General features: G+C 52.9%; 16 protein-coding genes. 12 read left to right on the forward strand and 4 right to left on the reverse strand.

What is annotated here, in order from left to right:
* The first annotated feature begins 49 nt into the window (after window positions 1-49).
* Window positions 50-829, forward strand: a complete 780-nt coding sequence (locus tag CCY01nite_RS11430; RefSeq protein ID WP_186831018.1) for a 5'-nucleotidase, lipoprotein e(P4) family — start codon at window positions 50-52, stop codon at window positions 827-829.
* A gap of 73 nt (window positions 830-902) precedes the next feature.
* Here CCY01nite_RS11430 and CCY01nite_RS11435 read toward each other — a convergent pair whose 3' ends face one another.
* From CCY01nite_RS11435 to pckA, 4 genes are all read right to left on the reverse strand, one after another.
* The gene (locus tag CCY01nite_RS11435) at window positions 903-2,783 is read right to left on the reverse strand and encodes an OmpA family protein (RefSeq protein ID WP_146861255.1); all 1,881 of its coding nucleotides are present in this window, start codon (window positions 2,781-2,783) and stop codon (window positions 903-905) included.
* 67 nt (window positions 2,784-2,850) lie between these two features.
* Window positions 2,851-3,471 carry a 7-carboxy-7-deazaguanine synthase QueE gene (locus CCY01nite_RS11440; protein WP_246129916.1) on the reverse strand — a complete coding sequence of 207 codons (621 nt, stop codon included), beginning with the start codon at window positions 3,469-3,471 and terminating at the stop codon, window positions 2,851-2,853.
* Window positions 3,472-3,487: 16 nt separating this feature from the next.
* Window positions 3,488-4,375, reverse strand: coding sequence for a bifunctional methylenetetrahydrofolate dehydrogenase/methenyltetrahydrofolate cyclohydrolase FolD (gene folD, locus CCY01nite_RS11445; RefSeq protein WP_146861259.1), 888 nt, complete (start codon window positions 4,373-4,375; stop codon window positions 3,488-3,490).
* Between the two features lie 122 nt (window positions 4,376-4,497).
* Entirely contained in the window at window positions 4,498-6,099 is a 1,602-nt protein-coding gene (pckA, locus tag CCY01nite_RS11450; protein WP_146861262.1) for a phosphoenolpyruvate carboxykinase (ATP), read from the reverse strand.
* Between the two features lie 582 nt (window positions 6,100-6,681).
* On the opposite strand from pckA, the gene CCY01nite_RS11455 reads away from it, so the two are divergent.
* From CCY01nite_RS11455 to CCY01nite_RS11505, 11 genes are all read left to right on the forward strand, one after another.
* The gene (locus tag CCY01nite_RS11455) at window positions 6,682-7,974 is read left to right on the forward strand and encodes an aminopeptidase P N-terminal domain-containing protein (RefSeq protein ID WP_146861265.1); all 1,293 of its coding nucleotides are present in this window, start codon (window positions 6,682-6,684) and stop codon (window positions 7,972-7,974) included.
* A 10-nt stretch (window positions 7,975-7,984) separates the two neighbouring features.
* On the forward strand, window positions 7,985-8,752 hold the full coding sequence (locus CCY01nite_RS11460; protein ID WP_146861268.1) for a CDP-alcohol phosphatidyltransferase family protein: 768 nt from the start codon (window positions 7,985-7,987) through the stop codon (window positions 8,750-8,752).
* Window positions 8,753-8,812: 60 nt separating this feature from the next.
* A complete protein-coding gene (gene purS / locus CCY01nite_RS11465; RefSeq protein ID WP_146861270.1) occupies window positions 8,813-9,058 on the forward strand; it encodes a phosphoribosylformylglycinamidine synthase subunit PurS in 246 nt (81 codons plus the stop codon).
* Window positions 9,059-9,061: 3 nt separating this feature from the next.
* Window positions 9,062-9,730, forward strand: coding sequence for a 16S rRNA (cytidine(1402)-2'-O)-methyltransferase (gene rsmI, locus CCY01nite_RS11470; protein WP_246129917.1), 669 nt, complete (start codon window positions 9,062-9,064; stop codon window positions 9,728-9,730).
* Window positions 9,731-9,796: 66 nt separating this feature from the next.
* Window positions 9,797-10,402 carry an RNA polymerase sigma factor gene (locus tag CCY01nite_RS11475; RefSeq protein WP_146861275.1) on the forward strand — a complete coding sequence of 202 codons (606 nt, stop codon included), beginning with the start codon at window positions 9,797-9,799 and terminating at the stop codon, window positions 10,400-10,402.
* 41 nt (window positions 10,403-10,443) lie between these two features.
* Window positions 10,444-10,998, forward strand: a complete 555-nt coding sequence (locus tag CCY01nite_RS11480) for an RNA polymerase sigma factor (protein WP_186831019.1) — start codon at window positions 10,444-10,446, stop codon at window positions 10,996-10,998.
* Between the two features lie 60 nt (window positions 10,999-11,058).
* A complete protein-coding gene (locus tag CCY01nite_RS11485) occupies window positions 11,059-12,201 on the forward strand; it encodes a FecR family protein (RefSeq protein ID WP_146861281.1) in 1,143 nt (380 codons plus the stop codon).
* A 257-nt stretch (window positions 12,202-12,458) separates the two neighbouring features.
* Window positions 12,459-15,737, forward strand: coding sequence for a SusC/RagA family TonB-linked outer membrane protein (locus CCY01nite_RS11490; RefSeq protein WP_186831020.1), 3,279 nt, complete (start codon window positions 12,459-12,461; stop codon window positions 15,735-15,737).
* Window positions 15,738-15,750: 13 nt separating this feature from the next.
* On the forward strand, window positions 15,751-17,181 hold the full coding sequence (locus tag CCY01nite_RS11495; RefSeq protein WP_146861288.1) for a RagB/SusD family nutrient uptake outer membrane protein: 1,431 nt from the start codon (window positions 15,751-15,753) through the stop codon (window positions 17,179-17,181).
* A complete protein-coding gene (locus CCY01nite_RS11500; protein WP_186831021.1) occupies window positions 17,171-18,301 on the forward strand; it encodes a TlpA disulfide reductase family protein in 1,131 nt (376 codons plus the stop codon). Before CCY01nite_RS11495 ends, CCY01nite_RS11500 begins: the two co-directional genes overlap by 11 nt.
* Window positions 18,302-18,405: 104 nt before the next feature.
* Window positions 18,406-19,560: a FecR family protein gene (locus tag CCY01nite_RS11505; protein ID WP_146861294.1), complete on the forward strand. Its 1,155-nt coding sequence runs from the start codon at window positions 18,406-18,408 to the stop codon at window positions 19,558-19,560.
* Window positions 19,561-19,615: the final 55 nt, after the last annotated feature.

The raw sequence follows: 19,615 nt of genomic DNA on the forward strand, positions 1-19,615 counted from the left end.
CTTCAATGTACTGTATTTTAACGATGTTTGTGCTGTTTAAATGATCATTATGCGTATTCGTTATCTCCTGTTGCCCTTGCTGTTTTTTACGGCCTGCAAAACTACCAGCACCACTACATTGCTGCCCTACGGCCCTGCCTGGGGAGCGCTTTACCAGCAGCGCGCCGCGGAATACAAAGCATTGTGCCTGCAGGCTTATCAACTGGCAACGATGCGCGTAGAAGAAATGAGCCATCAGCAAACGCTGCGACCGCGCGCTATTGTAACGGACATAGATGAAACCGTGCTGGACAACAGTCCGTTTACCGTGCATTATGCCTTGAAAGGTGGGCAATACGACCAGCGGTTGTGGGAGGAATGGACGGCCAAAGCGGCCTGTGATACGGTTCCTGGCGCATTGTCTTTTTTCCGGTTCGCCGCGGCTAAAGGGTTTACCATTTATTATATCACCAACCGCCTGGAAAAAGAGCGCGCCGTTACCTTGCAGAACCTGCAGCGCTGGGGATTTCCGCAGGCGGATGATGAACATCTGCTGCTCTCTTCGGGTAATTCCGACAAAGAGCCGCGCCGCGAACAGGTAGCGAAGAAATATGAAATAGCGATGCTGGTAGGCGATAACCTTGGCGATTTTTCAAAGGTCTTTTACAAAGTGACGCCTACGGAACGCGATGCCGCTGTGATCCGGCTGCAGCAGGAATTTGCGGGGCGGTTCATCATGCTGCCGAATATTATGTACGGCGACTGGCTGTCCGCGTTATATCCGAAAGGCGTACCGTTGCACGAGAAGCGTATTGACAGTGCGCTGAAGGCGGCTTTGAAAGGATATTGAAAGCAGACGTTGACCGGATTTGCAGGCTGTGCCGTTTCTGACCGGGCTGACGGTAGCCCGAAGATCTTTTTGTCTACATACTGATCACCTTCAATTCCGTTCTCCTGTTCTGCGCGCGTCCGGCATCCGTATCGTTGGTATCTACCGGCTTCGTTTCTCCAAAACCTTTTGCTTTCAGCCTGCCTGCCTGTATGCCTTTTTGCACCAGGTACTCCACCACCGCTTTGGCGCGGTTCTCCGAAAGCAGCTGATTGTCCGCGTCGCTGCCTACGTTATCTGTGTGCCCGCCGATCTCCGCCTGCATGGTGGGATTGTCCGTCAGCAGTTTTACGAGTTTGTCCAGTTCCGTTGTGGAAGCGGGCTGCAGGTCGTATTTTTTTGATTCAAAGAAGATGTTGCGTAATACCACTACCGCATTGGCTTCCAGCGGTTGCAGCGGGATGTTCTTTTCAAAAGGTTCATCAGCCTTTGCTTCCCGGAGCGAGAAATTATCCGAGTAGAAAAGATATCCTTTACGGTTCACGTTGAACGCATAGTCTTTACCGGTAGGCAACGGCACAAGGAATGCGCCGTTTTCATCGCTACGTATATTCGCGATCGTTAGTTTGTTCTGCAAGTCTACCAGTTCCAGCGAAGACGCGCTGAGGCGCTCGTTGGTTTTCGCATCGTACACATATCCTCTTACGTACAGCGTGGGCAGCGGCCGCGCCGCTTCATACAGCTCGAAGCTGTAGATATCCAGCGCGCCGCGGGAATCGGAGCGGTCGGATGCGAAGTAGGCCGTTTTGCCGTCTGCCGCCACGGTGAGGCTGGCATCTTCCCCGATGGTATTGATGGGATAGCCGAGGTTCACCGGTTTGCCCCAGCTGCCGTCTGCCTGGCGGCGGGAATAGAACATGTCCAGGCTGCCATAGCCGGGATGCCCGTCCGACGCGAAGAACAGCGTTTGCCCGTCCGCATGCAGGAAAGGCGTCATCTCGCGGCCGGAGGTGTTGATGGTGGCGCCAAGGCGTTCGGCTTTCTGCCATTGCCCGTCTTCCCCGCGGTGGCTCACGAAGATGTCCGCGCCCGCATCCGCGGTTTCCCGGGTAAAGTAAATGGATTGCTTGTCGGGCGACAGGCAGGGTTGTGAATCCCAGTCGCGGGTATTGATGGCGTTGCCGATGTTTTTCGGTGTCTGCCATCCTTCCGCTGTTTTGATGGAATAGTAGATATCGCAGCTGCCGCGCCCTTCGGGGAAATCGCAGCCGGTGAACACCAGCATTTCCCCGTCCTGCGAAATATTCTGTGCGCCTTCATTGAACGAAGAGTTCACCGGTTCGCCCATGTCCTTTGCGGCGAGCCATTGCAGGCTGTCCCGCTGCGAGATGAAAAAATCTTCATTCTTCCCTTTCACCCGGCGTGTATACACCAGCGTTTTACCGTCGATGGTGGGGGAGGGAAAATATTCGGGATCGGGGGAGTTGATGTTGTCGCCAAGGTTTTGCGGCTGAAACGGCACCTGTTCCTGCGTAATGGCAAATTCCATGTTTTGCCTGAATTTGAGGGAAGTTTGCGAAGGTGCTTTGGAGGTTTCGATATGCTCGGTGATCATGGCCAGGGCTTCCTTGAACTGGCCGTTGCCCGCGAGGGCTTTGGAGTAGGAGACCCGGATATGCCGGATGCCGGCGGCGTCCAGTTCCTGCAACTGTTTAAAGGCGTTGATGGCTTCGGTGTATTGCCGGGTTTCCACGTATGCCAGTCCCATTTGCCCGTATGCATCCGCAAATTTCGGTTCCGCCTTGATGGCGTCCTGCAGAAGCCTGATCGCATCTTTGGGCTGGTATATCCGCATGGCGTCAATAGCCTGATCGAACAAGGCTTTGGCCTTTTTGCCGGCGGTTTCGTAAGTGACGGTTTGCGCAGCGAGGTGCAGGCTGGCCATGCAGCATAACAGTAACAGGATCTTTTTCATAGTCGGTCACTAAATAACGAAAAAAACGGGGGTTTATGATGGAAATGCTGATGTATACAGATGCCGCTTACGGTACGTTGATGTACTTATGTACCTGCAGCGATATCTGCCATTGCGGGTGATCTTTCACATAATCGATGATCAGCGGCGTCATTTCCGCGGCGCGGCTCCACTCGGGTTGCAGGTAGAGCCTGCATTGCTTGCCCACCATGGCCGCGTATTTCTCCGCCCAGGCAAAATCCGATTTATTGTACACCACGATCTTCAGCTCATGCGCCTGCTGGCAGACTTCGTTCAGCGGGGCTTTGAATTTCTTTGGGGAAAGGGTGATCCAGTCCCAGTCGCCGCTGAGCGGCGAGGAGCCGGAGGTTTCCATATGTGTGCGGAAGCCGGCGGTGTGCAGCGCTCCGGTTAGTTCGTGGAGGTTATGCATCAGGGGCTCTCCGCCGGTGATCACGGCGATCCTGCCGGGATGTGCCGCGGCTTCCCGCACCAGGTCGGGAATAGCGCGTTGCGGATGTTTGTCCGCGTCCCAGCTTTCTTTCACGTCGCACCATACGCAGCCCACATCGCATCCGCCGAGGCGGATGAAGTATGCGGCTTTGCCCTGGTGGAAGCCTTCGCCCTGGATGGTATAGAAAGATTCCATCACGGGCAGCGTGACGGTATGTACGGCAGTAGTGCTCATTTACAATGCAAAGGTACTAATTCTGGTTCCCTTTCTGGCCGATGGCGGCGTGATAGGTATTTTTCAGCAATGCGGCGATCGTCATCGGGCCTACACCGCCGGGTACGGGGGTGATGTAGCTGGAACGCGGCGATACTTCATCGAATTTCACGTCGCCAACCAGGCGGAAGCCGCTTTTCTTCGAAGCGTCGGGGATACGGTTGATGCCCACGTCAATAACAATGGCGCCTTCTTTCACCATATCGGCCGTTACAAACTCCGGCTTGCCGATGGCGGCTACCACGATGTCCGCCTGCAGGCACAGCTCTTTCAGGTTCTTTGTGTGCGAGTGCGTGAGCGTAACGGTGCAGTTGCCGGGATTGCTGTTGCGGCTGAGCAGGATGCTCATGGGCGTGCCCACGATGTGGCTGCGGCCGATCACAACGGCATGCTTGCCTTTCGTGTCTATGTTATAATGTTCCAGCATCAGCATGATGCCGTAAGGAGTAGCGGGGATGAAGGTAGGAAGGCCGCTGACCATTTTGCCCACGTTCATGGGGTGGAAGCCGTCCACATCCTTGCTCGGGTCGATGGTGTTGATCACCAGCTCTTCGTTGATGTGTTTGGGGAGCGGCAGCTGCACGAGGATGCCGTCGATGTCCGGGTTTTCGTTCAGCATATTGATATTGTCGAGCAGGTGCTTTTCCGATATCTGGCTGTCGAACCGCAGCAGTGTGGAGTTGTAGCCGATCTCCGCGCAGGATTTCACCTTGGAGGCCACATAGGTTTCGCTGGCCCCGTCGTTGCCTACCAGGATGGCGGCGAGATGGGGGATCTTTTTGCCCTGGGCTTTCAATTCAGCCACCTGGACTGCGATCTGATCTTTAATTGCTTTGGAAACGAGTTTGCCGTCTAAAATTTGCATGCGCAAAATTAGGAAAATTAGACGAAAAAGGGGCTACCCTGAAGGCAGCCCCCGGTGTTTGATTGCGGATTATACTCAAAACGTGGGAATCTATAAAAGAAAACGGTGCAGCGATAAACAGGTTAAACTATGGGCGCAGCCTGAAGTATCTCTTCATTGGCCTGCGCGGCATATTTTTCGAAATTTTTGATGAACTGGCCGGCCAGGTCTTTTGCCTGTGCGTCGTACGCGGCGGCATCTTTCCAGGTATTGCGCGGATCGAGTATCCCGTCGGGCACGCCGGGGCATGCTTCGGGAATGGATACGCCGAATACTTCATGGTTCTTGTAAGCTGCTTTTTCCAGCTCTCCTTTCAGTGCGGCGGCGATCATGGCGCGGGTATAGCTTAGCTTGATGCGTTCGCCGGTGCCGTAGGGCCCGCCCGTCCAGCCGGTGTTCACCAGCCAGACGTTCACGTTATGCTGACGCAGCTTCTCGCCGAGCATCTGCGCGTAACGGGCAGGATGCAGTGGCAGGAAGGGTGCTCCAAAACATGCGCTGAAAGTGGATTTCGGCTCGGTGACGCCGGCTTCGGTACCGGCTACCTTGGCGGTATAGCCGGACATGAACTGGTACATCGCCTGGCCGGGGCTTAACCGGGAAATGGGTGGCAGTACGCCGTATGCATCGCAGGTCAGGAAGAAAATGTTCTTCGGGATGTTGCCGGTGGAAGGCTCCTTTGCATTGTCGATATAATGCAGGGGATAGGAAACGCGGGTGTTTTCCGTGATCTGCTTGTCGGCATAATTCACCGTATGCGTACCGGGGAAAAACTGCACATTTTCCAGCAGCGCGCCTTCGCGGACGGCGTGGAAGATCTGCGGTTCTTTTTCTTCGCTCAGGTCGATGGTCTTGGCATAGCAGCCGCCTTCGAAGTTGAATACGCAGTTGTCCGTCCAGCCATGTTCATCATCCCCGATGAGGCTGCGTTCCGGATCTGCGCTCAGCGTGGTTTTGCCGGTGCCGCTCAGCCCGAAGAAAATGGCGGTATCGCCGGCTTTGCCTTCGTTGGCGGAGCAGTGCATGCTCAATACGCCTTTGTTGTGCGGCAACAGGTAGTTGAGGATCGTGAAGATGCCTTTCTTGATCTCGCCGGTGTAGGCGGAGCCGCCGATGATGATCATTCTTTTGGTGAAGTTAACCACCGCGAAATTGTGCTGGCGCGTGCCGTCGGTGGCCGGGTCCGCATGGCAGCCGGGCGCATGCAGGATGGTCCAGTCCGGCTCAATGTGCTCCAGCTCTTCTTCCTGCGGGCGGATAAACATGTTGTAGGCAAAGAGGCTGGCCCAGGGCGTTTCACTGATCACGCGGATATTGATCCGGTAGGCAGGGTCGGCGCACGCCTGGCAATCCCTTACCCAAATGTCTTTGTCGTTAAAATGGTTGGTAACTTTCTGATACAGCCGCTCGAAGTTCTCCGCGGAAAAAGGCAGGTTGAAATCGTTCCAGTTCACCGATGCAGCCGTGATGCTGTCTTTCACGATGAATTTGTCTTTCGGGGAACGGCCTGTGAACTCACCGGTGTTCACCACCAACGCTCCCGTATCGCTCAGGCTTCCCTGACGGCGCGCCAGGGTTTGTGCCACAAGCTCTTCCGGGCTTAACTGGTAGTGTAGGTCGGAAAAGTTCTCTATGCCCAGTTCGCGCAACTCCTTGAGTGTGTCTCTTACACTGCTGATTTGCATAAAGAAAGATTGTTTTGGTGTATCCGCAAAACTAGGTATTTTTTGATATTTTCAAATTTGAACGGTAATATGGCCCTGTAAATTAATAGAATATCCTTCTATTTAGGTTGTTTATTGGATTTTATCTAATTGAATCGATTTCAATTTTTTGTAAAATCAATGGAAGATGGAAATAATTATTTTGTGAATTATATGGCAGTTTGGGTGAAGATAGTACACCTGCTGAGTGGGATAAGGCCACTGTATTGATGATCGGATGATATCTCAACCGGATGTGATGATTGCAATTTTTTTTTACGACGCTGATAGGATATTACCGGTGGCAATGGCAGATCAAGTCCACCTCAAGTCCACCTCACCTCCACCTGACCCGGCCTGTTCCTTCGGCGACCATGGCCGTTTCCCGGCCCGATGCGGTATTCATCCGGGCCTGAAAGCAAAATACCATCAGTATCGTCTTCCATACTTTCATTGCCGCAAGCGGCCTGCCCGGTAAGCAACGGTATGACCGGGACTGCCCGATTTTGCAGCTTGCTGATTTTCCGTAAGTTTGAGCCCTCATACATCGAAAAAAAATAATCAATGAAATATCTGCCGCTGGACAAAAAGATCTTTGAGAAGAACCGTGAACGATTTACCGCTAAAATGCTCCCGGATTCCATTGCTGTTTTTAATTCAAACGACGAACTGCCGTCCAACGGGGACGCGCTCCATGCTTTTAAACAAAACTCGGACCTGTACTGGCTTACGGGGATCGACCAGGAAGACACCATGCTGGTGCTCTACCCCGGCAACCCGGACCCCAATCACCGGGAAGTGCTGGTACTGGTACGCCCCAACGAACTGAAAGAAAAATGGGACGGCCACCGCCTGCGGAAAGCAGAAGCACAGGCCATTTCAGGCATACAAACGATCGTGTGGCTGGACAGCCTGGACGCCCTCCTTCAGCAATGGATACACGAAGCAGGCACCATCTATCTGAATACCAACGAGAACAACCGCCGTTCCAGCTACGTGCCCGTGCGCGACTACCGTTACGCCGAAGCCCTGCGGGAACGTTATCCGCTGCACAACTACCAGCGCGCCGCGTGCATCCTGAAAGAGCTGCGCGCCGTTAAAACGGAAGAAGAAGTGAAAGTGATGCAGATAGCGATGGACATTACGGAAAAGACTTTCCGCCGCCTGCTGCAATTCATCCGTCCCGGTGTATACGAGCATGAAATACATGCGGAGATCATGCATGAGTTCCTCCGTAACCGCGCCACCGGCGAGGCTTACAGCTCCATCATCGCCTCCGGCGACCGCGCCCGTACGCTGCATTACATTGAAAATAACCAGGAGTGTAAAGACGGCGAAGTGATCCTGATGGATTTCGGCGCTTCTTATGGCGGATATAACGCGGACCTCACGCGCTCCGTACCGGTGAATGGAAAGTTCAGCCCGCGCCAGCGTGAGATCTACAACGCCTGCCTCCATCTGCACAACTATGCCAAATCCATCCTGAAGCCCGGCATCACCATTGCAAAATATCATGAAATGGTAGGCGTGGAAGCAGGGAAGGAGTTCGTAAAGCTTGGCCTGCTCACGGAAGGGGACATCAAAAACCAGGACCCCGAAGCACCGGCTTACCGCAAATACCTCTACCACGGCATTTCCCACCATCTCGGCGTGGATGTGCACGACCTCGGCCCGTCCTTCTTCCAGCCCATTCCCGAAGGCGCTGTGATGACCGTGGAGCCGGGCATTTACATCGAGGAGGAAAAAATAGGTATCCGCATTGAGAACAACCTCTGGCTGAAGTCCGGCGGCAACGTGGATTTGATGAAGAACATTCCTATCACGGCGGATGAGATCGAGGCATTGATGAAAGCGTAATATCATAAAAATGAAACAAGTCCCGAATATCCTTACCCTGTCTAACCTGTTCTGCGGCGCGCTCGCGATCATTTTCATCCTGCATGCGCCGCAGTACATCGCCGAGTTCAACGGCACCGAGTACAGCATTACGAACCCGGCCCCGGTGTACTGGGCTTCCCTGCTGGTGGTCATTGCCGGCGTGATCGATTATTTCGACGGGTTTGTGGCAAGGTTGCTGAAAGTATCCTCACCATTGGGAAGGGAGCTGGATTCCCTGGCGGACGTGGTGACTTTCGGCGTGGTGCCCGGCATGATCCTGTTCCGGCTGCTGCGCAGCGCGTACCTGCAACAGCCCGATGTGTTCGACGTATCATACTTCAATCTTGCGCCGGCCTTGCTGGTGCCCTGTTTCGCAGCATACCGGCTGGCGGTGTTCAACCTTGATACGCGGCAGAGCGAGCATTTCATCGGCGTACCCACGCCGGCAGTAGGCTTCCTCGTGGCCTCATTCCCCCTCATCATGCTGTACAACCCTTACAACCTGGCGCACTGGCTGGAAAACATCTGGGTGCTGTACGGCATCATCTTCCTGCTCTGCTACCTGATGGTCAGCTCTCATCCCATGATCAGCCTGAAGTTTAAAAATTTCTCGGTGAAGGACAACTGGCCGCGTTTCCTGCTGGTGGCGGTCACGCTGGTGAGCATACCGGTGCTGCGCTACGCCGCCGTGCCTTTTATATTCGCCGTATACGTGGGCCTGTCCCTCATTGTACCGCCGAAAAGCGCCGAAAAGTGAGGCCGCGGCCTGAACTTTTAGATAAAAAACACGTAGTTTCGCGTCAAATTTTTAAGAAAGATGACATTTACCGCACATATCAACGTGATGCCGCTGAAAGAATTGCTGGACCCGCAAGGTAAAGCCGTAATGGGCGGCCTGAAGAATCTCGGCCTTGGCAATGTTCACGACGTGCGCATCGGCAAGCACATCACGCTGCAGATCGAAGCAGCGTCTAAAGAAGACGCGCAGCACATTGCGGAGAACGCCTGCCAGAAGCTGCTGGCCAACCAGGTAATGGAATTTTACGAAGTTAATATCCAATAGATCTTGTCGAAGCTCTTCATCATTCCTTCCCCCATCGGTAACCTGGCGGACATGACGTACAGGGCGGTGAAGGTACTGGAAACGGTGGAGCTGGTGCTCGCGGAAGACACCCGCACATCGGGCGTACTGCTGAAGCACTACGGCATCACGAAGCCTGTAACACCTTATCATCAGCATAACGAGCATAAGGTGTTGCAGCATCTGGTGCAGCAGCTGCAAAGCGGCAAGCAAATGGCCCTGCTCACAGACGCAGGCACGCCGGGCGTTTCAGACCCCGGTTTTTTATTGGTACGGGAATGCATCCGCGCCGGCATCCCGGTAGAATGCCTGCCGGGCGCCACCGCCTTCGTTCCCGCCCTCGTCAACAGCGGCCTTCCCATGAACCGCTTCGCCTTTGAAGGTTTCCTCCCCCCGAAAAAAGGCCGTCATACCTTACTCACACAGCTCGCCACAGAAGAACGCACCCTCATCTTTTACGAATCGCCGCACCGCCTCGTGAAAACGCTGGAAGACTTTATCCAGTACTGGGGGCCGGACCGCCAATGCTGCGTTTCCCGCGAACTGACCAAGATGTTCGAGGAAAACAAACGCGGCACCTTGCAGGAGGTGCGCGACTACTTCGCGGAGAAAGGCGTGAAGGGCGAGATCGTGATCATCGTGGCAGGGTGTTAAGCCCCACTGTGAAGTTCCAGGGTTTTAATTTAACTTCGCCTTGTCCCATCCCGGAGGTAAACTTCATTGTCAACGAATTATTCATACAACGAAAAAGAGCTGCTTGTACGTTTGGAAGCCGGCGACAAGTCCGCTTTTGATTCGCTCTATCACCATTTTGAACCACGGTTAAGATTATTTTTATATCCCTTTACGAATGACGATGCAGACCTGGCCGATATTGTTATCCAGGACGTATTTGTAAAGCTGTGGCTGAAGAGACAGGAGCTGTCCGGCATCGCCGTCCTGGAATATTACCTGCAAAGAATGGCGAAGAACCGCCTGCTGGACATCCTGAAACTGCGCGATATCCGGGACCGGCATCAAAAATACTATGCCATCCTGCAACCATATTCTGCCAACGATACAAGAGAACAACTGCAATTAAAGGAATACCTCGCCATCGCGCGCGAAGGAATGGATAAAATGCCCCCGCGGCGGCGTATCATTTTTTCCATGAACGTACTGGAAGGATTTTCTATCGATGAGATCGCCGCGCACATGAAGGTTTCGCGCGACGTGGTGAAAAAGCAGCTGCAAAAGGCAAGGGTATTTCTGAAGGAATATATCGCAAAACATGGCGATCTTCCGGGCGCGATCTGCCTGGCGATTATTGGAGGATATATATATTGAAGAACAACCAATTACATAATGAAAAATTACTCCTGCAATATGTGTCGGAAGGTGATGAGCACGCCTTCAGGGAACTGTATCATTTTTATTGTGAAGAGCTGAGACCCTTGATCCGGCGGTATGCTGATTCCGGGATAGACATGCAGGAGATTTTGCAGGAAACTTTTTTTAAAGTCTGGATGAACCGGGATAAACTGCCGGAGATCGAGAATTTCCGTGCCTGGGTTTTCAAAATAGCTTCCCGCGAATACCTGTTCATGCTGCGCAAAAAGCTCAATTATAACAAACGGCTGGATGCCTATTCGGTTTCCGGCGCTGCAAATAATCCGTCCACGCCCTTTGAGGTGGCCCACCTGGAAGAGATCAAAAGAACGGTTCACCAAGCCATCAGCCAGCTTTCTCCCCAGCGCAGAACGATCTATGAAATGAGCCGCAAACAGGGCCTGAAAATTGAAGAGATCGCCACGCAATTGTCCATCAGTCCCCAGACAGTAAAAAATGTGCTGCACACCGTACTGAAGCTGATACGCGACCACCTGGTGGCCGCCGGCTTCGGGCCTTTCCTCTGGCTCATTTATTTTTTTACAATTATTTAATGGCCGGATAGTACTTTTTATTTACCGCTGCATCTTAATGTGCGGGGAAAAGTATCATTTATGAGCCAGGAAAGATTCATTTATCTGATCAACAGGTACGTTGCAAAAACAATTGCTGACCAGGAACTGGAAGAGTTGCGGCAGTTGCTGAATAATGCCGAACAACCGGAGCTGTCCGAAGCGCTGGGTGTTGCGTGGATGAACGAAGCAAGCAGGCAGCCTTTTGACAGGGTTGAATCAGATCTGGAAGCAGACCGTATCCTTGATATCGACAAACCTCCCGTTCGCCGCCCGGTATACTTCCTCCGGAAATGGGGCTGGGCTGCCGCTGTTATATTGCTGATCGGCGCCGCCACCGCCGTCATCGTATCCTCTGAACAGTCATCTGCTCCATTAAAGAAAAACGTTGTCGTGGTGCAGGACAATATTCCGCCCGGTACCAATAAAGCGGTGCTGACCACCGGCGACAGGTCGTTCGATCTGTCCAACAGCAAAACAGGCATTGCGATCGGCTCGTCCATTACTTACACTGACGGAGAACGTATTGCAGATGCCGGTAAGATAATCAAGGTCGCTACGCCACGCGGCGGCCAGTACCAGGCCGTTTTGCCGGACGGAACGAAAGTCTGGCTGAACGCGGCATCCAGCATACAATTCCCCGCCCGGTTCTCCGGCGCTTCAAGAAATGTGGAGATCACGGGAGAAGTTTACCTGGAGGTAGCCAGGAATGCCAACCAGCCCTTCAGCGTTCTTTTAAACGGCGCTACGATAGATGTGCTGGGAACATCCTTTAATGTAAATGCGTATGAAGATGGAGATGGCGTGAAGACCACGCTGGTCGAGGGCAGCGTGAGGGTTTCACCTTCGGGGATGGAAAGCGTTGTGCTCAAACCGCGGCAGCAGGCCATTATCTATCCTCCGCAATTCAAAATTAAAGTGGCGGAGGCAAACATCGAACAAACACTTGCATGGAAGAACGGGTTTATCAACTTCGAATCGGCAGGCTTTAAAGAGGTGATGCAACAGATCGAACGCTGGTATGATATCACTGTAAAATATGAAGGCGCTGTTCCTTCGGTAAACATTGAGGGTAGAATGGACAGGGGAGTGCAGCTGTCCGACCTCATGTATTTTTTAAATGGCTTTGGCATTCATACAAGGCTTGAAGGCAGGACCCTGATAATAAGTCCGGATAGTAAATAAAACCAACCAAATATATATCCAAGCAAAACCGGAAAGTGCGACTAACACTTCCCGGAATAAAGTCTGGGTAACATCAACTAAAAAGTCTGACAGGACTACTTATTACATCACCCAAACAGCACAAAAGTATGCTAAAAATTGCTATTTGTGGATGGTCGGCTCGTGGGAGCAACCGCCGCACAACCAAAATCCCTTTAGCGTTGACTTCGCACAAAGCGAGCCGTCATCGGCCTAAAACCGGAAAACTTTTACTGGCGATGAAATTATTTTCCATTCTTCTATTGGCAGGCAGCCTCCATGTAGCTGCCCGTTCAGATGCGCAGAACGTAAGTATTGCTGTCAGGAACGCGCCGCTTAAAAAGGTGTTTGCATCTATCCAGGACCAGACAGGATTTTCTTTTCTGTACACTGCTGAAACGTTGATGCATGCGCAGCCGGTTTCCGTAGACTTTAAAGATCAGCCGCTGCTGGATGTGCTGGACAAGCTATTGAAGCCGCAGCAGCTGGTGTATGTTATTAAAAGCAGGACCATTCATGTTACGCGGGCCTTTGCTCCGCCGGCTGACCGCCAGGAGCATGCGCCCGTTCAGGTAAAAGTTGTTGATGAAAACGGCAAACCCCTTGCCGGCGCCTCTGTTTCGGTCAGGAACGCAAAGAATGCAGGCGTAACGGGCAACGATGGCGTTTTAAACGCAGACATCAATGAAGGCGATGTTATAACAGTTTCTTTTATCGGCTTCCGGTCTAAAAACGTTAAAGTAGTTGCCGCCATGCTTTCCGGCGGAACGCTCACGATTGTTTTATCCAAAGCCTCGGCTGAATTGAACGAAGTGGTGATCAACAAAGGGTACTACTCCGAGAAGCAAAGATTAAGCACAGGCAATGTATCCAGGATCACTTCGGAAGAGATCGCGCGGCAACCGGTAAGCAATGTACTGGCTACTTTGGCCGGCAGGGTGCCCGGCATGCTGGTGACGCAGGGCACCGGGCTTCCGGGAGGCAGTTTTAAAGTGGAAGTAAGAGGCCGTACCGCCATCGACCGCTCCCTCACCGATGATCAGCCTTTATTTATCATCGATGGTATTCCCGTGGCGGCCAATAACTCCTACCTCGGCATCCTGCCTTCCGGGCTGGGTGACCCAGCGGGTCTTTTCAGCGCCCCCGGTGGCGTGAGTCCTTTCGCAGGACTGAACACCTCAGACATTGAAAGCATCGAAGTGCTGAAAGACGCTGATGCCACCGCCATCTATGGATCAAGAGGGGCCAATGGGGTCGTGCTGATCACTACAAAAAGGGGAAAGGTGGGCAAGACCAGCATAAGCGTCAATGCCTATACCGGTTTTTCCGAAGTCGTTAAACCGATCAGGACGTTGAATACGGAGCAGTACACAGCGCTTCGCCGCACAGCATTCCTGAATGATAACGTAACGCCCACGCTGCAGAATGCCTTCGATATTCTTGCGTGGGATACAACGCGGTATACGGACTTCAACAAGCTGCTGGGCAGGAACCAGGCGCACACCAGCGACGTGAATGTTACCCTGTCCGGCGGTTCGGGAAATACCTCCTACACTGTAAGTGGCGCCTATCACCGGGAAACCACCGTGCTTCCCGGCTCGCTGGGCCTGAAACGCGGCAGCATGCACTTCAGCCTGAATCACGGGTCATCCGACAAAAAGTTCAACGTTACGCTCACCGGAAGCTACAGCGCAGACGAGAACACGGTGCCCAACTATGACTTTTCCCGGTACTATAACCTTCCTCCCAACCTCAAGCTCTACGAGGCGGATGGCTCCCTCGCATTTAATGAAGGCGGCATCAACACGCAAGGCCCTCTCAGCAACCCGATGGCTTATTTCAGGCAGCAATACACCGCCAACACAGGTAACCTGATGGGAAATCTGAGGATCAGTTATGAGCTGCTGCCCGGTTTCCATTTAAGGGTCAATGGCGGGTATAACAACATCCTCACCCACGAGGTAAAGCTCAGCCCTGCGTCTTCCACGAACCCGCTGGCAAAGCTGGGCAACTCCTCCAACTTCGGGGAAACGCAGTTCGTGAGTTACCTCATAGAGCCGCAGGCGGAATACAGCCGGCAACTGGGTAACGGCAGGCTCAACCTGCTGGCAGGAGGCTCTTTTCAATCTACCAACACCGTTGCGCAACGGACCAACGTATTCGGACAACCATCGGAAGCCTTGCTGGAATCATTGACAGGGGCCACTTCTGTTTCGGGCAGCCGGAGCAACTCGCCTTACCGCTATACGGCAGTGTTTGGAAGAGTGAATTATAACCTGGATGACCGGTACCTGCTCAATCTCACCGCCCGCCGCGACGGTTCCAGCCGCTTCGGGTCCAATAAGCAGTTCGCCAATTTCGGTTCCGCCGGCGCCGCCTGGATCTTTTCCAATGAATCCTTTATGCAGCCCGTTAGTTTCCTCAGCTTCGGCAAATTAAGAGGCAGCTTTGGTGTGACAGGGAACGACAAGATTTCGAATTACCAGTTCCTGGATACCTGGAAACCCGCATCGTTCAATTACTCCACTTATTCTTCCATCGCTCCGGTGAAACTGTTCAATCCGGATTACCGCTGGGAAAAAACGGTGAAAAAGGAAGTGGCGCTGGAGATGGGTTTCTTCAGGGACAGGCTGCAGGCTTCGGTCGTGTATTTTCATAACAGCAGCTCCAACCAGCTGGTACAATACAAGCTGCCGCAGATCACCGGCTTTTCCAGCATTGTGGCCAATTTGCCGGCAAAAGTGGTCAATAAAGGCTGGGAGCTGCAGCTGACGAGCAGGAACATGCAGAAGAAGGATTTCAAATGGATCACCAGCTTCAACATCACCATTCCCAAAAATTTGCTGGATGAATTTCCTACCCTCGCCAACTCTTCTTACCGGAACACCTACGTGCTGGGCAAGCCGCTCAACATCATCTACAACTATCAGTACACAGGAATAGATCAGCAGACCGGCGTATTTACGTATACCGATGTTAATAAAGATGGATTGTTGAATGAAGCGGACTATCTGTATGCCGGCCATACCGATCCCGTATTGTACGGCGGGATGAACAATTCCATTACCTACAGGAATTTTCAGCTCGATGCATTTTTCTCTTTCCGGAAACAGACCGGCAAGAGTTACGCAGCCAGCGCCGGCTACAGTCCGCCCGGCCACCAGGCCAACATACCCGTGGAGATGAATGATTTCTGGCAGAAGCCCGGCGATGCCGCAAAATTTCAGCGGCTTACGCAAAGCTATTCTTCAGCGGCCTACCAGGCGTGGATAAACTACATCACGTCAAGCGGCATATATACGGATGCATCCTACATCCGCCTTGCCAACGCTTCCCTGTCCTACACGCTTCCCACTGCATGGGCGGCTAAAGCACGCATGAGCATGGCCCGGGTGTATGTGCAGGGGCAAAACCTCTTCACCATCACGGCGTATAAGGTAGGCGATCCTGAAATGCAGGACCTGAGTATTACACCGCCGCTGCGCACCGTTGCATGCGGTATTCAATTGAACTTTTAAAATTCAGCGCAAGATGAAATTTTTTTCCACTATCAATAGAAGCGTTTGCATCTGCGGCACCCTGATAGCAGCGTTGCTGGGCGGTTGTTCAAAGAACATTGATATACCCCTGCCGATAGACCAGTTGACGACCGGCGTGGTCTTTTCCGACTCGGCCACCGCAGTGTCAGCCGTTGCCGGCGTATACAGCGCGGCTGTCAAAGCCAATGCGCTGAACATGAGCTTTCTGAACGGACTGGTAACGGTATTGCCGGGGCTGAGCGCGGACGAGCTGGTTACCTCTTCGACCTCCGCCAGCTACGACCAGTTTGCCGTGAACGACATCGATCCGAAAAATAACGCACTGAACGACAACAACTGGAATGATGCATATACGATGGTCTTCCAATGCAATCTCATCATTGAAAATCTTGACAAGACCACCGCATTGAGCCAGTCGCTGAGAAACCAGCTGGGCGGGGAAATGCGGTTTATAAGAGCGCTCCTCTATTTTTACCTGACCAATGAATATGGCAGGGCTCCTTTGGCCATCTCTACGGATTATAATCAGAATGCCGCGCTATCCAATACGGACACTGCCATCATTTATAACCAGATCGTGCAGGACCTTAAAGAAGCGCAGTCCATGCTGGTGACCGCTTATCCCGGGCCAGGCGCCGAAAAGATCCGCGCCAACAAAATGGCGGCCACCGCATTGCTTGCCCGTGTGTACCTCTACCGGAAAGATTATGTAAACGCCGCAAAAGAGGCTACTGCGGTCATCGATTCGAAAATGTATGCACTCACGGACCTGCAGCAGACCTTTCTGGCGAATAACAGCGAAGCGATCATGCAGCTGGCGCCTGTGATCTCCTTATACCTGGGGCCGGCGGAATCTTACTTCCTGCAGCCTCCGGGCCCGGGTTTGATGCCCGCTTTCCGGATGAGGCCCGGACTGGTGAATGCTTTTGAGCCCGGCGATCAGCGCAGGACGAACTGGGTGGGCAGCACCATAGTGAATGGCGAAACATACTACTACCTGAATAAAGCCAAAATCCGGTTCCATCCCTATGGCTCGGTAAAACCTGAATACATCATCCTGCTCCGCCTGGCAGAGCAATACCTGATAAGAGCCGAGGCGTATGCCCGGGAAAATAACCTGGCGGATGCTATTGCTGATGTGGATGAAATACGGGGCCGCGCGGGTCTGCCGCTCATTGCGGAGACTAATCCCGACATTTCCCAGCCGGACCTTATCGCCGCGATCATGCATGAAAACCGCATCGAGTTCTTCCTGGAAGGAGGACACCGCTGGTTCGATCTGAAACGTACCGGTATGGCCGCACAGGTGCTGGCGCCGCTCAAAGGGGCTTCCTGGCAGCTGACAGACGTAGTCTATCCTTTCCCCAACAATGAAACTTTAAACGCTCCTAATCTTACGCAAAACGATGGATATGTTAAATAAACTGATTTTGCTGGCAGCTTGCCAGATGATGAACACTTTTGTATGGGCACAGCACAAGCCCGTTGCCCAAACATTCACGGTGAAGGGAAAGGTACCCCCGGCATATGTTCAGGATACGCTTACGCTATGGTACATTGATGAAAACGGGAAGCACGGGGATACGCTAACCCTCGCCAGCGGCAGCTTTTCGCTGGAAGGTAAAATCACCCGGCCCACAATGGCCTTTCTTTCCCTGGTCCGTCATAAAAAGCCAGCGAAGCCGGACGATGGCCTGATCTTCTATATCGAACCCGGCAGCCCGGTTGAAATAACGGGGCATCCTGACTGGAAAGCATTCAGCATTAAAGGCGGCCCCGTTCAGGACGACTGGATGGCGTTCACAAAATTGCAGGACCATCTGCTGAAAGGCTATCCCGATTATCGTTCCATAGACGTGTCAACTGACGAGGGGAGGGCGATGGCGGAAAAATGGAAGGAGCAGTATAAAAAAGCCCAGAACGCATTCATCGTTGCACATCCGTCTTCCTTTATCAGCTGGGAGCAGATGAAGAGCCGTACAACGGTCATTGACGATAACCCCTATGTGCTGGAAGCACTGCTGAACGTGCTGGATTCATCCTTCCATACGGAACCGCGGTACGAAGGAGCCGTACAGCGGATCAATGCTGTAAAGAATATCGTGATCGGGAAACCCGCTCCTGATTTTGTAAGCTATGATACGCTAGGCAACAAACATACACTGGCGGATTTCAGGGGGAAATATGTGCTGCTTGACTTCTGGGCGAGCTGGTGTGGCTTTTGCAGGTACCAGCTGCCTGAATTAACGCGGGTGTATGAAAAATATAAACACAACAACTTTATAGTAGTAGGAGTGTCTTATGATGATAGCAAAGAACGATGGCTGAAAGCGATCCGGGAGGATAAAACGCCGTTTATCCAGATCGGCGAGCTTAAAAAGATCTCGGAATCTCCCTCCGCAAAAGCATATGGCATCACGGCGATACCGCAGAATATCATGCTTGATCCTGAAGGGAACATTGTTGCCAGGAATATCGGGATGCTTGATTTTGACAGAAAGATCGGGGAAATATTAAGTGGAAAGATGACGGTGGCCAAATAGATCATGTAAACTATTGGTGAGTGGATGTCCCGGTTAACCGGGACATTTTTTTTTCACCACCCCGTCCCCTTCCTTTTTCGAGATTCGTCTTATATACGACAGATATGATCAATCAATCAACCATACTCGCCAAATACGCCCGCAACGAGGTGACCGCCGAAGAGCATGCCGCCTTTCAGGAATGGCTGAAAACGCTTCCCGCAGCGGAAGTAGAAGCCCTGATGGATGAATACGGCGAAATGATCGCCCGTATGGATTCCCCGCAGGCGCCCGCCAGTCCGGCATTACTGGCCGCCATTCACCGGGAAATAGACAGGCAGGAAGCCGGCCCCCCCGTTAAGCGGATGCCCGTCCGTAAATGGAGCTGGGCGGCGGCAGTTGCCATACTGCTGGCAGGAGCGGCATTTCTCTGGAAAACGTATCAGCCCGAAACCGTCCAAGCGCCGGTCGTTGTTCAGTCAACAGACATCGCGCCCGGTACGAACGGCGCGATCCTTACTTTGTCCGACGGTTCCCGGGTGGCGTTGGACAGTGTGCGTAACGGCACGGTTACTTTACAGGGAGGCAAAGTATCCGGCAACAGGCTTGTGTATGAAAACAACGGGAAAGAACCCGTATATAATACCATGAGCACGCCCAACGCGCGGCAGTTTCAGCTGGAATTGCCGGATGGCACGCGGGTATGGCTGAACGCGGCCAGTTCCATCCGTTACCCCACCGCTTTTCCCGGAACGGTGCGCGAGGTGGACGTAACAGGGGAAGCCTATTTTGAAGTAGCGCATGATGCCGGCAGGCCCTTTCGGATAAACGTGAACAACAAAGCGGAAGTAGAAGTGTTGGGAACGAACTTTAATGTGAACGCTTATGATAATGAATCAACGATCAACACCACGCTGCTGGAGGGATCGGTCCGTGTGTTGCAACGCGGGCACGGCGTGGTGATAAAGCCGGGCCAGCAGGCGCAGATCGCCAACAGCACGCAGCCCGAAACAATAAAAGTAATAGCGGCGGCCAACATAGAGAAAGCCATTGCCTGGAAAGACGGCCTGTTCAACTTCAACGGCGTGAAGCTGGATGAGGCGATGCGGCAGCTGGAACGCTGGTACGACATCCGGGTGATGTACGAAAAGAATGTGCCGGATATTGAGCTGGCAGGGAAAATGACCAGGGGCGTAAGCCTGCAGGGACTCCTGGTGGTGCTGAAAGAACTGGGGGTGCATTGTACACTCGAAGGCAGAACACTGACAATACGAGAATAAACCAACCGACATATAAAAACCGTCACGGCAGCCACCGTGACGGCTATAAAATTCA

Source organism: Chitinophaga cymbidii (genome assembly GCF_007992715.1).
In the GTDB taxonomy this organism is placed as follows: Bacteria; Bacteroidota; Bacteroidia; order Chitinophagales; family Chitinophagaceae; genus Chitinophaga; species Chitinophaga cymbidii.

Excerpts from the sequence above, each read along its gene's own strand:
- CCY01nite_RS11430 (WP_186831018.1), top strand. The coding sequence starts at position 50 with ATGCGTATTCGTTATCTCCTGTTGCCCTTGCTGTTTTTTACGGCCTGC.
- CCY01nite_RS11435 (WP_146861255.1), bottom strand. The coding sequence starts at position 2,783 with ATGAAAAAGATCCTGTTACTGTTATGCTGCATGGCCAGCCTGCACCTC.
- CCY01nite_RS11440 (WP_246129916.1), bottom strand. The coding sequence starts at position 3,471 with ATGAGCACTACTGCCGTACATACCGTCACGCTGCCCGTGATGGAATCT.
- folD (WP_146861259.1), bottom strand. The coding sequence starts at position 4,375 with ATGCAAATTTTAGACGGCAAACTCGTTTCCAAAGCAATTAAAGATCAG.
- pckA (WP_146861262.1), bottom strand. The coding sequence starts at position 6,099 with ATGCAAATCAGCAGTGTAAGAGACACACTCAAGGAGTTGCGCGAACTG.
- CCY01nite_RS11455 (WP_146861265.1), top strand. The coding sequence starts at position 6,682 with ATGAAATATCTGCCGCTGGACAAAAAGATCTTTGAGAAGAACCGTGAA.
- CCY01nite_RS11460 (WP_146861268.1), top strand. The coding sequence starts at position 7,985 with ATGAAACAAGTCCCGAATATCCTTACCCTGTCTAACCTGTTCTGCGGC.
- purS (WP_146861270.1), top strand. The coding sequence starts at position 8,813 with ATGACATTTACCGCACATATCAACGTGATGCCGCTGAAAGAATTGCTG.
- CCY01nite_RS11485 (WP_146861281.1), top strand. The coding sequence starts at position 11,059 with ATGAGCCAGGAAAGATTCATTTATCTGATCAACAGGTACGTTGCAAAA.
- CCY01nite_RS11490 (WP_186831020.1), top strand. The coding sequence starts at position 12,459 with ATGAAATTATTTTCCATTCTTCTATTGGCAGGCAGCCTCCATGTAGCT.
- CCY01nite_RS11495 (WP_146861288.1), top strand. The coding sequence starts at position 15,751 with ATGAAATTTTTTTCCACTATCAATAGAAGCGTTTGCATCTGCGGCACC.
- CCY01nite_RS11500 (WP_186831021.1), top strand. The coding sequence starts at position 17,171 with ATGTTAAATAAACTGATTTTGCTGGCAGCTTGCCAGATGATGAACACT.
- CCY01nite_RS11505 (WP_146861294.1), top strand. The coding sequence starts at position 18,406 with ATGATCAATCAATCAACCATACTCGCCAAATACGCCCGCAACGAGGTG.